This window comes from Streptomyces sp. NPDC058674 (genome assembly GCF_042716505.1).
GTDB lineage: Bacteria > Actinomycetota > Actinomycetes > Streptomycetales > Streptomycetaceae > Streptomyces.
In genome coordinates this window covers 88,289-103,043 of record NZ_JBHXSC010000014.1, presented here as the reverse complement: position 1 = coordinate 103,043, position 14,755 = coordinate 88,289, and the positions used below count along the sequence as shown (strand labels likewise).

Below are 14,755 nucleotides of genomic sequence, written 5' to 3'. Positions count from 1 at the left end.
TCCGCGGCGCGGGGCCGGGGGGAGGAGTAAGAGGGACGGCAGGTCCGGGCGGGACGGCCGAAGGCCCCCGCGTGATGCGCGGGGGCCTTCGGTGGTCGAGCGGTGTACGACTCGATCAGCGACCGAGTGGTTCACCTCGTGTGTACTCCTCGGGAGTTCTCCTGTCCTGCTGGAGCTGGAGCGCCGGTCGCTCGGGCGTGCCCGTGAACATGGAGTAGACCGTGCATGGATGGAGATCGGGAGCCGTACTGGTCGGAGTGAACTCCAGCGTCACGCCGCTGGGCTCATCGGGAAAGGATCCGAACTTCCACTTTCCGGTACCGGAAAACCTTTCGTTGCGGCGGCCCGCGTCATAGGCGTCCGTGCAGGTGGGATCCAGACGGATGTTGCTCGCGGTGAACTCTCCCGCCCGGGTGAACTCCAGCCGGCCGCCCGCATCACTGCTCCACACTGCCGCGACATCCTCCTTGCGGTGGGTCTCGAAAAACCCGCTCGGTTCTGGTTTCGGCAACACATTTACCACGGTGAAGAATGCTGCGATGCCGCCCAGGAGAACAAGGGTGATCCAGAGGTACTGACGCGAGGGCTTCACTCGGCGAACTCCTCGAAATCGGACTGGGTAGCTGCGTCACTCGACTTGGAGTAGGCCCGGGCGCGGGATAGAAGCGGTTCGTAGTTCGTCTTCTTGAGTTCGCTGGCCACGCGTGACTTCCCGACCCGGGCCGCCGTCTCCTGCTGGACTTCCTTGCCCATGGCCCGGCCTCGTAGATTGTTGACCAAATCGGCTATGTGGTCGCCTTCCTCACTCTTGGGGTGATATGCCTCGTGTGCGTCAGTCCATACGTCGGCGATTTCTTCGCCGAACTCCATGTCCAACCGGGCCTGCCAGATGGTGTGCCGCATCGCGTTGAGATCGATGCTGCCGTCTTTCGCGCGTTCGGCGTTGGCTGTGGTCTCTGCCCATTCGGCGATCTCCCGCGCCTTCAGGCAGTCTGAAGGCTGGTTCATGCAGACTGTCAATTCTGCTTCGCTTGCCGATTCGGTCTTGTTGAGCCAAGACCCGACGACCGGCGGGCTGTTTTTCAGCTCGTCCCGATTGACGCCATCACCGGGATGAATTCCCTTTGCGTTCCATTTATAGGGCCATAGCGTGGTCTTCTTGTGGGCTGCCGCCAGCTTGATGCCCAGCAGGTAGACGGCGGTGCGATTCTCGGCTGCCCGCTTCCTGTTGCGGCCGTGCCACTGTTCGGTCTTCTTGTTCTCCCTGACGATCTTCGCGTAATTCTTGCCTTCGCTGATGATCGTCGTGCCCCGGTTGCCACACACGTACATGCCGCTGGCGCATTCCTCGAGTGCCAGGCCCGTCGGGTCCCAGTTCCCGATCGGGTTGCCGTTGGCGTAGCTGTATCCGTTCATCTGGAGCGGATCGGTGATGTCGATGATCGGGTCGACGGAGATGAAGCGGCCCGTGGCGGCCTCGTATTCGCGGGCGCCGATATGGGTGAGTCCGGTGTTGCTGTCGTCGACTCCGGTGCCGAGGAAGGTGCGAGTGCCGGGCCAACCGCTGGGTTGTGTGCCGCGGGGATTGCCGTAGGGATCGGACTTCCGCCGGGTGACCGCCTGGCCCGTCGTGAGGTCCACCGCCGCGGTGGCGGTGTTGTGGTGGTCGGCCAGCAGGACGGTCAGGGCGTGGTCGGAGTCCTTGCCGGATGTACGACGGACGGTGGTCGGGGCGCCCGGGCTGCTGTAGTAGCGCTGGGCGTCGAGAGCCTGGCCGGCCTTGTTCACGGTGATCTGGGTGTCACCGAGGTGCAGGGTGCGGCTGCTGCCGCTCTCCTCGATGAGACGGTTACCCCCCGCGTCGTAGATGTAGGTGGTGGTGTCGTTAAACGTCCACTGCTGGGCGGCGGCGTTCGCAACGCAGGTGTGGATGTCGAGATCGTTGCCGTCAGCGGGGTTGTCGTTCGGGACGGTCACGCAGGCGTTGGCCACCGCGTTGTAGAGCGTTTTGTCGGTGGCGCGGTAGACGAATTTCTGCCTGCCGCTGCCGTCACAGGTAGCCAGGACCGCATCGCCGCCCTGGGCGGTGAGGCACTTGCCCAGCGCCCGGACGGTATCACCGGTCAGTTTCCACTGCTGCGCCTTGGTCTCGTTGCACGGATAGAGCTGGACAGGCGTGCCGTCGGCGGTACCGCCATTTTGGACGTCCAGGCACTTACCCGCCATGCCGCCCACCGACACCGCGCCGATGCCCGGGCTGGAAGCCGAGCTGAGCTTGTTGCGGCGATCCCAGTTCAGGGTCTGCGTGTCGCCGTCGATCCTCCGCGTCTTGGTGTTGCCGGAGGCGTCGTACTCGTAGGTGGAGAGAGAGTTGACCGTGGAGCCCGGGTTGCGGGTGGTCATCTCGGCCTTGGCCAGGGCGTGGGGCTGGGTCTTGGCGGGTGGCTGGGTGCCGTTTCCTGCGACGGTCACGCCGTACGTGTAGGTGGTCTCATCGTCCAGCGCGCCGTTGGTGAGGTCACGGTTGATCAGCTTGGTGCGGTTGCCGATCGAGTCGAACTGGTACTCCTGCCAGAATCCATCACCGTCCGGACCCGGGGTGACGTCATTCAGGGACGGCCCGGTGCAGGCGGCCGTCTTGCCGGTCCAGGCCTTGGTGAGCTGACCCATCGGATCGTAGGCGAAGCACTGGCGGTCGGTCCGATCACCGGGCTGGCTGTCTGTGATCGAGGTGATGTTGCCCGCGGGGTCATAGGCGTAGGAGACATCACTGATGCGGTGCGGGCCGGTTTCGCGGTCGCCTATGGACTGGGAGATGCGACCGGTGTTCGCGTTGTACAGGTTGGTCGTCCATACCCGGTTCGGTGCGTTGCCCGATGCCGTCCGGAGCACCTCTCCGAAGGGGTTGTACGAGATCTCGGCGGTGTACCAGGACAGGCCCGACATGGTCTGGGGCATGCCGTCGGCGTTGTAGCGGGTGATGAGCTTTTCAGCGGCCAGGCCGCCGGGCGTGGCGGGGACCGTGGTCGACTGGACCTTGCCGGTCGGCGTGTAGGTGGTGCTGTAGGCGTAGGTGCCGGACAAGCCCTTCGCCGCGGGCACATCCGGGATCGTGATCTTGGAGCCGGTCGGCCGGTACTCGGCGTCGTATCCGGTGACCTCGCTCTTGAACGCGTTCCCGTTGTTGTACGCGGTCGATGCGACGGGCTTGCCCTTTCCTCCGGGGAGGGAGTCGAACGTCCAGGTGCTGACCAGAGGACCGGTCGCCGAATCGTCGCGGAGCTCCGTCTTGCGTCCCAGCACGTCGTAGGTGCTGTACTGGATGCGGCCGGCGGAGTTCGTGGCGGAGACCTGCTGGTCGAGATTGTTGTAGGTGAACTCGGCTTGTCCCATGTCCGGGTCCGAGGTGGAGATCAGGCGACCTCGGGCGTCATGGGTGTAGGTCCACGTGTTCGCCGCCGGGTCCGTGACCCGCGAGAGCTTGCCTCGCGCGTCGTACGTGTACGTCGTGTTCTTCCAGGCGGTCAGGTCGCTCGCGGTGTAGTGCTGGACGAGAGAAGTGCGACCGAGCGCGTCCGTCCAGGTCTTCGCGGCACGGCTGCCACCGAGCGGCGTCGTGCCGTCGGGGGACATCGTGGTACGAGTGAGGGTGTAGTCCCCTCCGTACTGGGTCGTCGTGGAGTGCTGCGCCACGTCTGCGTAGAGCGTCGTGGTACGGACCGGACGGTCGAGGCCGTCGTAGGCGTTTGCGACCGAGTTCGGGATGTGGAAAACCGTTTCCGGCACGAAGATGTCCGCGGACGGCGCACCCTCGGCGTAGTAGCCGTTGTCGGTTCGCCGGACGGTGCCGTTCGCGTTGTACAGGGTGTCGGTGACCACCCGGCCTCCGCCGACTCCGTCTGTCTGGTTCTGGCGGGGACGCAGCAGACCGTCGTAGATCATTGTCGAGCGCCCGTACGTACCGTTGTCGCGCAGGGTGCTGGTCGTCACGACGGGCGGCTCGTGCTCGCTGGTCTGGTAGCTGAAGGTGACAGCAGCCTTGTCCGTCGCCGGTTTCTGCGACGGCGTCCACACGGCAATGGACCTGCCGAGGCTGTCGTAGCCCGTGGTGACCTTTCGGCCGTTCGCGTCGGTGGTCTCCAGGACGGACCCGCGACCGGGGTCGACCTTCTCGGTGCTGGAGTGGGCGAGGGCGTTGGTCGTGGTGGTACTGAACGCGGGGCCCGTAGCCGGGCTGAACGTGACGGCTGTGGCGTTTCCGGCGGCGTCGTACGACTTGGTGGCGCGGCCCAGGGCATCGTATTCCGCCCGGCTCGTCGTGATCCATCCGGTACCGGCGGCGTCGTGGGTGTCGACCTGATAGGGAAGACCCCTGGACGGAGCACTGCCGAAGGCATTCAGCGCGTCATACGAGGTGCGGGTATCGGAGACGAGTGCCCCGGTGGCAGCCTGGGTGCAGTCACCCGCAGTGGTCCGAACCCGCTGTGCGAGACCGATCAGGTTCTTGTCGGTGTTGTGGACGTACGTCGTACTGGTGCAACTCTGGTCGGTGGTGGTCCACCCAGCCGCGCCGTTCTGTACGAGAGCGGCAACCTGAAGGGACACGGCGAGGCCGTAGGTGTTCTCGAAGCCGGTCTGGGTGCGGACGACACGCGTCATGCCAGCGCTGACCGCCTGGATCTTGTCCGTGCGTGACGTGCCGGTCCGATAGGCGTTCAGAGGCGTTGTTCCGTCGCGGGGACGGGAGGCCGTCTTCTGGCTCCAGGGCCAGTTCAGGTTACGGCTTACGATGCTGCCGCCGGCCTTGGTGTAGGTGATGGATTCGGCGGTCATGCCTTGGTACTGGGGCAGGTCCTCGCCCAGCGTCTCGGTTTGGGTGGAGTCCTTGACACTGATCACGGGGCGCCCGGCGTCACCGGACATGCCGCGGAAGTACCGGATTCGGCTCTGTGACTGCTCGGTGGCGTCGGGCCGGCCCGTGTTCGCGGTGACGCCCTTGGTCACAACGATCGAGGCGTACCCGCGCCACTGGCTGTAGGTGCGCAGCTCGGGCTTGGCGAACTCGTCCGTGTCCTTGGCCCAGGCGGCGTTCCCTTCGTAGGCGTAACTCGTGGTGACGTCCGGTTGACGGGCGACGCGGTCCTTCTCCACGACCTTGTCGACGACGTACTTGTTGAACCACTGGAGCGGAGGCGTTTCGAGCTCGCTGTCCGGTGACCAGTGATTGGGGTAGCAGCGGGTCGTGTTCTCTTCCGGCTTGGGGTGCGTGGTGCCGACGGGACAGGGATCGGAGTAGTCGACGTACGTTTCGCCGCCGGTCTCGTTGCGGATGGTTTCCACGCGGAGGCGGTCGAAGTCGGGGGTGGCGTCGTTGGCGCTCTTGGCCACGCGGTTGGGCATGTCCTGGACGTTGGCGAGGAAGGAGACCGGCGGGAGTGCTGCGCTGAGCTGGTTGCCGTTCTCGTCCTTGGCCGTGCCATAGCCGGTGCGGGTGATGGACTCGAGCCACAGCGGCGGGTGGGTGTCCGTACGCTGCTTGGGGAACGACTGGGTGAGAGACCAGCGGTCGACGAGCGAGAGCGCTGTGGATCCGGACGTACGCTGGCCGTAGGTGGTCACCGCCGTCAGGCGCTTGCGCGTCCAGAAGGTGGGTGATCCGGTGTAGCAGTCCTTCCCGGCCTTGCAGTGGAGCGTGGAGGGGGTGTCCCACCAGGGCTGCTTGTCACCGTAGTTCTTGGACTCGAACTCGGTGTCCGTGCACTTGGCGGAGCCCTCCTTGATGCACCGCTCTTCGACGGTGAACTCCACCCTTGCCGCCGGCGGGCCGGACAGGTTGGTGTTGCGCAGGCCGTAGGTGATCTGAGTGGGGTAGCCGGCGCGGGCGTATTCGACTGGCTCCTTGAACTTGTCATTCTTGGCGTAGCGGTTGGTCTCCTTGGCCCAGTCGATGATCATGGCATTGCCATGGACGTCCTCGACGTAGTCGAGGTTCCAGCGCCAGCCCTGGGTGCAGGAGGAGTTGGCGTAGGCGGTCTGGTAGCAGGGCTCGCCGGGGTGGTTGCCGAAGACGGGAACCGTGAGGACCGAGTTGGTGACGGCGCGGGTGCCGGCGCCGTCCACGTCATGACGGCCGAAGAAGTACCGGTTGCCGTCTCTGGCGGTGATGACCCAGTACTCACCCTCCTTGGCGCCGTTGGGGACGCTCGTGTCGGTCCTGCGCTCGACCCTGGAGCCGTCGTCGTTCGCCACGGCCCACTGGCCGCTGGTAGCGTCGCGGACGAGTTCGGTGGTGCTGCCGCCGAGCGACATGACCACGTTGTCGCCGGCCCAGCACAGGTCGTCCTTCTTCTTGTCCGTACCGTTGTCGTTGTTCGGCTTGCTCGGTGTGGGCTTGAGGTCGTCGTCACAACCGCGGTACCGGCGTTCGATGTATCCAGGCTCGTAGTCCCAGCCGTCACCGACCCAGGAGGCCTGCCCGTTCGCCACGGACGTCTTGCCGTCCAAGGCCTGGGAGGAATAGGAGAGGGCAACGTTGGGCGTCGGGCCCGCGGGAGCGTCCGGTACGTCGAGCGGGTAGCTCCAGGAGAAGCCACCCCCGCTGCCGCCCGCACTCCACGAACCGGTGGGGGACAGGGAGGTGGCCTTGTAGCTGCCGCCGGCGCCGGAGGCGCCGTCAGAGGCGGCGAGGACCATGGGGCCGCCGCCCCCCACGGCCATGGTCCGCATGCCCTGTCCGGGTGCGGTGGCCGGGTCCACGGTCGCGCGGACTGTGCCGGCGGCCGGGTCGTTGGTGCTCGGGACGTCCTTGGAGACGGAGCACTCGGGCTGCTCCGGCGTGGTGAGGAAGCACTCCGGGAGCTGCTTGAGCTGGAGCCGGGTGGCCCACTCCGTGCCGTAGAGGTCCTTGAACTGCTTGTAGTCCAGCTGTACGTCGACCGGGGTCGAGCCACCGGTGGGAGGCGTGACCTTGATCAGGGCGCCGTCCACGTTGGCCGCTTCGGTCGCGGTGCGCGTTTCGACCGCCACTGCCCATGTGCCGGACGGGGCAGGAGGCGCCGGATTCGTTTCGGTCGGCGAGGCTTTACCGATGCTGACGGGGAGCGTGCCGGCCTGCACCAGCTGGTCGCCGCTGAGGGCGACGCTCACGGAGCCGCCGGTCGGCGGCGTCACGTTTGCCGGCTCGTACTCGGGTGGCGGCTGTACGGGAGCGCCGGTCCACCCCTCGAGCTTGGCGGCCTCAACCTTGTCGAGTTTCGCCTTCAGGTCCTGTTGGAGCCCCGGCAACTGGACGCCGGTGCGGTCGCCCGGCGGCGCGGCCCAGGCTTGAGCGGGTATGAGCGATACGACCAGCACCACGGACAGCGTGATGCCGGTGCGCCCGGCAAGGCGCGCACGGCGTGCGCGTGCCTTTCTGCTTCCGGGCAGGTGGAAACTGCTCGCCGAGAACGGCGACATGTGGACCCCCCACGTACTGCCGCCGCGGCAACGGCACGCGACCGACAGGAATTTGACAAGTAGCCAGCCGATTGTGGGGGCGTGGAGCCTGAATAACCATGGCTCGTCGAGAAGGTGTGGGGTTTGTCACTTCATCAGTCACTTACTCGCGACATTCAACCCAAAGGCGCTGCAAAGCAGCCCCCTCGGGGTGGGTGTGAGGGGTGACGTGAAGTGACTGATGCTTCATGCTCTGCTCGCGTGGCTCTGCGTCGTGGTGGAGCGGGCAGAGCCCGCCGCTGACGCGTTCAAGGCCGCCGATCGATTCGCCTGTGAGTACCGAGGGCTGCTGCAGTGTGCGCCCGAGGGGGGAGAAGTAGAAGCATGTCCGTACGTGAATCCGGGGACGAGGGTCCACCGTCGACTACCCATTCAGCAGAGGCGGTTGCCGTCCCGGCGCGTCGCTGGTTCCGGCGTCGTCGGACCATGGGCGGTGTTGCTGCACTGCTTGCGATGGTCGTCGCCGTGCCTGTGGGTGTCCAGCTGGGGCGGGGTCAGGAAGCGCGGGAGAAAGAGTCAGCTGCGAAGGGGGCGGCCGCCGGACCGGTTTCCGCGGCGGATGCGCGGAAGCTGGCGGCGGAGTCGGGCAAGGACGTCGAGGTGACGGCGGACCGGACGGCGAACACGACGACGTTCGCGCAGCCGGATGGACTGTTCAAGACGAACATCTCCAGCTCGACGGTGCGTGCGCAGGTCGGTGGTCAGTGGAAGCCCATTGATACGGATCTGCAGCGGGTGGAGGGCGGTTATGCGGCCAAGGCCGTGAACGGCGCTGTCGTGTTCAGTGCCGGCGGCAGTGCTCCGATCGGGCGGGCGTCTCGTGGTGTGGCGCGCTCCGGGCTGAACGTCCGGGAGCCTGGGCAGATATGGTCCGAGTTGGTGCGTCTGAACACAGACGGCCATGAGATGGTGGTGAGTTGGCCCGGTGTGCTGCCCCAGCCGGTGATCGATGGGCCGCGGGCGCTCTATGAGAATGTCCGGCCGGGTATCGATCTGTTGATGACGGCGCAGGACGGCGGGTATTCGCACATCCTGGTCGTGAAGGACAGGCAGGCCGCCACCGATCCTCTCCTCTCCGACCTGAACTACCGTCTCGCTTCACCGGATCTGGCATTCCAGGTCGACGGCGAGTCGGGTGCCGTCTCCGCGCGGGACGGCAAGGGCGAGGAAGTGGCGGGCTCCCCGTCACCTCTCATGTGGGATTCTTCCGGCAAGGTGAAGACCACCGATGACGTTCCTGCGTGGCAGCCCCCGGCCGCGGCCAAGGACCATCCCACCCTGGCCCTGCCCGGCTTGGCGGGTGCGGAGCGCGCGCACTTGTCGAAGGCGGCTGCCTCGTTCAAAGACGGCATCCTCAACCTAAAGGCGGACGCTGCTCTGTTGAGTGCCGCTGACACGGTGTATCCGGTCTTCGTCGACCCCTCGTTCAAGGGCCGCAAACACGCGTGGTCGCTGCTCTACAAGACGGCCGGCGGGACGAGTTTCTACAACGGGCAGAATTACAACGCGTCCGGGACGAACGAGGCCCGTGTCGGCTATGAATCGGATTCCGGCGGCACGTCCCGCTCGGTGTTCAATTTTGAGTTCGGGGGCCAGCTCCACGGTGCGGGTATCCAGTCGGCCCAGGTCCGTGCTTTGCAGACGTACTCGTGGTCGTGTACGCAGAAGGCGATGGACATCTACTCCACGCCGTTCGTGACGTCGTCGTCGAACTGGAACAACACGACGGGCTGGTGGGGCAAGAAGGTCGCCACCGAGAACGCCGGCTACGGCCACAAGAGTGCCTGCCCCGACAACTGGATCGCCCCCGACATCAAGGGCTTGGTCGCCGAGGCCGCCGCCGCCCGCTGGGGTGCCCTGTCGCTCGGGTTCAAGGCGCCGAGCGAGTCGGACTCGTACTACTGGAAGAAGTTCCTCGCCAACGGCGAGAGCGCCCCGTACATCGAGGTCGTCTACAACACGCCGCCCGACATTCCGGTTGCCTCGAACATGAACACCTCGCCCGGCGGCCCGTGTCTGACGAGCGCCGTCGGCACCAGCATCGGCAAGACCAACATCTCCTTCCGGTCCAAGGGCATCGACCGCGACGGGAACCTGAAGCAGGTCCAGATCGAGGTCTGGGACGCGGTCTCGGGCACGAAGATCGCCGACGAGTGGCTGTGGCCCGACAGCGACGGCGTCGGCGAACACACCGTCACCTTGGACAAGTTCACCTCGGGCCGCAAGTACCACTGGCTCTCCCGCACCCAGGACTGGGACGGCTGGTGGTCCCAGGGCAGCGGTCCCGCAGATTCCGGTGGCGGCGGCTGGTGCACGTTCACCGTCGACCACGTCGCCCCCGCCAACCCGGCCGTCCGCTCCACGCACTTCCCCGCGCCGGGCCCCGACGCCGCCGAGTGGAGCGTCAACCCGGCCGGTACCCCCGACCAGTGGATCGAGATCCTCGGCAACGGAACCGCCGGCGCCGACATACGCGAATACCAGTGGTCCCTCAACCACCCGCTCTACGACCAGAAGACGTGGCCCTGGCAGAACGACCTGGCGTCCATCAAACTCCAAGCCGACCTCGCCGGCCCGAACGTCCTCTACGTCCGGACCGTCTCCAAGTCCGGCAACATCTCCACCCCCACCGAATACCTCTTCTACGTCCGGCCCCGCCCCGGCATCGACAAGCCCGGCGATGTCACCGGTGACGGCGCTCCCGACATTCTGGCCGTCGACGCCGCCGGAAACCTGAGGACCTACGCCGGCGACGCCCAGGGCGACACCGACGCCTGGCTCCCCGGCGCCGTGGAGAACGGCAAGCCCGTCGCCCCCGGCTACTGGAAGGACCCGACCACCGGCACATCGGCACTCATCGCACACGCCACCGACTGGCACCCCGGCGACGGCATCACCGACCTCATAGCCCGGATGCCCGACGGGAAGCTGTACATCTACCCCGGCACCGGTACCGGCCAGTTCGACGTCGGGCGCCGGATGGAGATGCAACTGCCCCTCAGCGCGCCCGACCCGGCGACGTTCCGCCAGATCGTGGTCACCGAGGACATGAACGGTGACGGCTTGGGCGACCTGTTCGCGCTGGACGCGGACGGCTTCTGGGCGTTCTCCGGATACACCGGTTCAAGTTTCGCCTCCTACAAGAAGCTGGCCACCGGGTGGGCGGCCCGTGACCTCGTCGGTGTCCGCGACGTCTCCGGCGACAAGGTCCCCGACCTCCTCTTCCGGGACAACTCCAACGCCAACCGCACCCTCGCCCTGCGCAAGGGCAAGCCGGGCGCCAACGGCGGGGCCGACATCGACTCGCTGGCCTCCCAGGCCGCGTCTGAAGGCGGCCTGGATCTGACCTACGCCACCTCCGGTTGGGGCCGGGCCGCCTATCCCAAGCTGCTGGGCACCCCCGACGCGACCGGCGACGGGATCCCCGACATCTGGGCCGTGGGCACCAACGAGAACCAGTGGCTCTACCCGGGCGGAACCGCCACCCTCGGCGGCGGCCCCTCCGGACGCGACGAAGACGGCTGGAGCACCTTCCTCACCATCGGCTGATCGCTAGGACGAGCCGAACGCGAGTGCCCTCCCCCGGGGTTGCGGGGGAGGGCACTCGCGTTCGGTCGGGTTCTCGCGGTGCTACTCGGCCTCGCCCTCCAGGTTGCCCTCCGTGTCCAGGTACACCTGGCGCAGGGCTTCTAGGACCTGCGGGTCCGGCTTCCCCCACATGCCGCGGGACTCGGCCTCCAGGAGGCGCTCCGCGATGCCGTGCAGCGCCCAGGGGTTGGCCTCCTCCAGGAAGGCGCGGTTCTCCGGGTCCAGGACGTACGCCTCGGTTAGCTTGTCGTACATCCAGTCCGCGACCACGCCCGTCGTGGCGTCGTAGCCGAAGAGGTAGTCCACCGTCGCCGCCAGCTCGAAGGCGCCCTTGTAGCCGTGGCGGCGCATCGCCTCGATCCACTTCGGGTTGACCACGCGGGCGCGGAAGACGCGGGACGTCTCCTCGACCAGGGTGCGGGTCTTGACCGTCTCCGGGCGGGTGGAGTCGCCGATGTACGCCTCCGGGGCCGTGCCGCGCAGGGCGCGGACCGTGGCCACCATGCCGCCGTGGTACTGGAAGTAGTCGTCCGAGTCCGCGATGTCGTGCTCGCGCGTGTCCGTGTTCTTCGCGGCGACGGTGATCCGCTTGTAGGCGGTCTCCATCTCCGCGCGCGCCGGCCGCCCCTCCAGGCCGCGGCCGTACGCGTACCCGCCCCACACCGTGTAGACCTCCGCGAGGTCGGCGTCCGTACGCCAGTCGCGGGAGTCGATCAGCTGGAGGATGCCGGCCCCGTACGTGCCCGGGCGCGAGCCGAAGATCCGGGTCGTCGCGCGCCGTTCGTCGCCGTGCTCGGCCAGGTCCGCCTGGGCGTGGGCCCGGACGAAGTTCTGCTCGGCCGGCTCGTCCAGGGAGGCGGCGAGCCGCACCGCGTCGTCCAACAGGCCGATGACGTGCGGGAACGCGTCACGGAAGAAGCCCGAGATGCGCAGCGTGACATCGATGCGGGGACGGCCCAGCTCCGCGAGCGGGATCGGCTCGATGCCGGTGACGCGGCGCGAGGCCTCGTCCCAGACCGGGCGGACGCCGAGCAGGGAGAGCGCCTCCGCCACGTCGTCGCCCGAGGTGCGCATCGCGCTCGTGCCCCACAGGGACAGGCCGACGGACGCGGGCCAGTCGCCGTTGTCCGTGCGGTAGCGGGTCAGCAGGGACTCCGCCAGGGCCTGGCCCGTCTCCCACGCGAGGCGGGAGGGGACGGCCTTGGGGTCGACGGAGTAGAAGTTGCGGCCGGTCGGCAGGACGTTGACCAGGCCGCGGAGCGGGGAGCCCGAGGGTCCGGCCGGGATGAAGCGGCCGTCCAGGGCGGCCACCACGTGGGCGATCTCGTCCACCGTGCCCGCCAGCCGGGGGACCACCTCGTTCGCCGCGAAGGCGAGGACCGCGGCCACGTCGGCCGAGTGGCCCTCCGCGACCGCCGCGACGGCGTCCGCGGACCAGTCCGCGTCCTCCATCGCCTGGACCAGGGCGCGCGCCTGCTCCTCGACGGCGTCCGCGGAGGTGCGGGTGGCCGCGGACTCGTCCAGGCCCAGTGCCTCGCGCAGGCCCGGGAGAGCCGTCGTACCGCCCCAGATCTGGCGGGCGCGCAGGATGGCCAGGACCAGGTTGACCCGGGCCGGGCCGGTCGGGGCGCCGCCCAGCACGTGCAGGCCGTCGCGGATCTGCGCGTCCTTGACCTCGCACAGCCAGCCGTCGACGTGCAGCAGGAAGTCGTCGAAGCCGTCGTCGTCGGGGCGCTCCTCCAGACCCAGGTCGTGGTCGAGCCTCGCCGCCTGGATCAGGGTCCAGATCTGCGCGCGGATCGCCGGCAGCTTCGCCGGGTCCATCGCGGAGATCTGCGCGTACTCGTCCAGGTGCTGCTCCAGGCGCGCGATGTCGCCGTACGACTCCGCGCGGGCCATCGGCGGCACCAGATGGTCGATCAGGGTCGCGTGCACACGGCGCTTGGCCTGGGTGCCCTCGCCCGGGTCGTTGACCAGGAACGGGTAGATCAGGGGGAGGTCGCCGAGCGCGGCGTCCGGGGCGCAGGCGGCGGACAGGCCCGCGTTCTTGCCCGGCAGCCACTCCAGGTTGCCGTGCTTGCCCAGGTGGATCATCGCGTCGGCGCCGAAGCCGCCGTCCTCCGCACGGGCCTGGATCCAGCGGTACGCGGCCAGGTAGTGGTGCGAGGGCGGCAGGTCCGGGTCGTGGTAGATCGCGATCGGGTTCTCGCCGAAGCCGCGCGGCGGCTGGATGAGGATGAGGAGGTTCCCGCGGCGCAGGGCCGCCAGCACGATGTCGCCCTCGGGATTGGACGAGCGGTCGACGAACATGGCGCCCGGGGCCTCGCCCCAGTGCTCGTTGACGCGCTCGCGCAGCTCCGCGGGGAGCGTGGCGAACCAGCGCCTGTAGTCGGCGGCCGGGATGCGCACCGGGTTGCGGGCCAGCTGCTCCTCGGTCAGCCAGTCCTGGTCGTGGCCGCCGGCCTCGATCAGGGCCCGGATCAGCTCGTCGCCGTCGCCGGACACCAGGCCCGGGATGTCCTCGACGGGGCCGAAGTCGTAGCCGCCCGCGATCAGGGTGCGCAGCAGCTCGACGGCGCTGGCCGGGGTGTCGAGGCCTACCGCGTTGCCGATGCGGGAGTGCTTGGTGGGGTACGCGGAGAGGACCAGCGCCACCTTCTTGTCGCGGCGCTCGATGTGGCGCAGCCGGGCGTGGCGCACGGCGATCCCGGCGACCCGGGCGGCCCGCTCGGGGTCGGCCACGTAGGCGGGCAGGCCGTCCTCGTCGAACTCCTTGAAGGAGAACGGGACGGTGATCAGCCGGCCGTCGAACTCGGGCACGGCGACCTGGGTGGCGGCGTCGAGGGGGGACAGGCCCTCGTCGTTCTCCTCCCAGCCGGCGCGTGAACCGGTCAGGCACAGGGCCTGCAGGATCGGCACGCCGAGCGAGGCGAGGGCGCCCGCGTCCCAGGACTCGTCGTCGCCGCCCGCCGAGGCGGTGGCGGGCTTGGTGCCGCCGGCCGCGAGGACGGTGGTGACCACGGCGTCGACCCCGCAGAGCGCGGCCAGCAGCTCCGGCTCGGGGGTGCGCAGGGAGGACACGTACAGCGGGACGACCTGCGCGTCGTGTGCCTCGACGGCCTCGCACAGGGCGTGGACGAAGGCGGTGTTGCCGCTCATCTGGTGGGCGCGGTAGTAGAGCACGGCGACCCTGGGGCCGTCGGTCCGGGCGGGCGTCCGCTCCAGCGGGCCCCAGGTGGGGGAGGCGGCGGGCGGCTCGAAGCCGTGGCCGGTCAGCAGGACCGTGTCGGAGAGGAAGCGGGCGAGCTGGCCGAGGTTGGCGGGGCCGCCGTGCGCCAGGTAGCCGTGGGCCTCGGCCGCGATGCCGATCGGCACCGTGGAGGCCTCCATCAGCTGGGCGTCCGGGGCCTGTTCGCCGGTCAGGACCACGACCGGGCGGGTCTGGCCGGGGGCCAGCAGCAGGTCCAGGCCCTCCTGCCAGGCGCGGAGGCCGCCGAGGAGGCGTACGACGACCAGGTCGACGCCGTCGAGGAGGCCGGGCAGGTCGTCGAGGGGAAGGCGGGAGGGGTTCGCGAACCGGTACGGCACGGGGCCGTCCGCCGTGTTCGCGGCGCGGGCGCTGAGCAGATCGGTGTCGGACGTCGACAGCAGCAGGATCATGCGGCGGCAGGCC

The 14,755-nt window shown here is 68.3% G+C and carries 4 protein-coding genes; 1 reads left to right on the top strand and 3 read right to left on the bottom strand.

Going from position 1 to position 14,755, the window contains the following annotated elements; all coding sequences use genetic code 11:
- Positions 1-115 precede the first annotated feature (115 nt).
- Together ACFWU6_RS10500 and ACFWU6_RS10495 are read right to left on the bottom strand one after the other, a co-directional pair.
- Entirely contained in the window at positions 116-592 is a 477-nt protein-coding gene (locus tag ACFWU6_RS10500) for a hypothetical protein (protein WP_383980333.1), read from the bottom strand.
- Positions 589-7,353: a ricin-type beta-trefoil lectin domain protein gene (locus ACFWU6_RS10495; protein WP_383980328.1), complete on the bottom strand. Its 6,765-nt coding sequence runs from the start codon at positions 7,351-7,353 to the stop codon at positions 589-591. The genes ACFWU6_RS10500 and ACFWU6_RS10495 overlap by 4 nt, the downstream gene beginning before the upstream one ends.
- 1,140 nt (positions 7,354-8,493) lie before the next feature.
- On the opposite strand from ACFWU6_RS10495, the gene ACFWU6_RS10490 reads away from it, so the two are divergent.
- Entirely contained in the window at positions 8,494-11,043 is a 2,550-nt protein-coding gene (locus tag ACFWU6_RS10490) for a DNRLRE domain-containing protein (RefSeq protein WP_383980323.1), read from the top strand.
- A gap of 81 nt (positions 11,044-11,124) precedes the next feature.
- Here the strand turns inward: ACFWU6_RS10490 and cobN are convergent, their stop codons facing one another.
- The gene (cobN, locus tag ACFWU6_RS10485; protein ID WP_383980317.1) at positions 11,125-14,742 is read right to left on the bottom strand and encodes a cobaltochelatase subunit CobN; all 3,618 of its coding nucleotides are present in this window, start codon (positions 14,740-14,742) and stop codon (positions 11,125-11,127) included.
- Between the last annotated feature and the right edge of the window lie 13 nt (positions 14,743-14,755).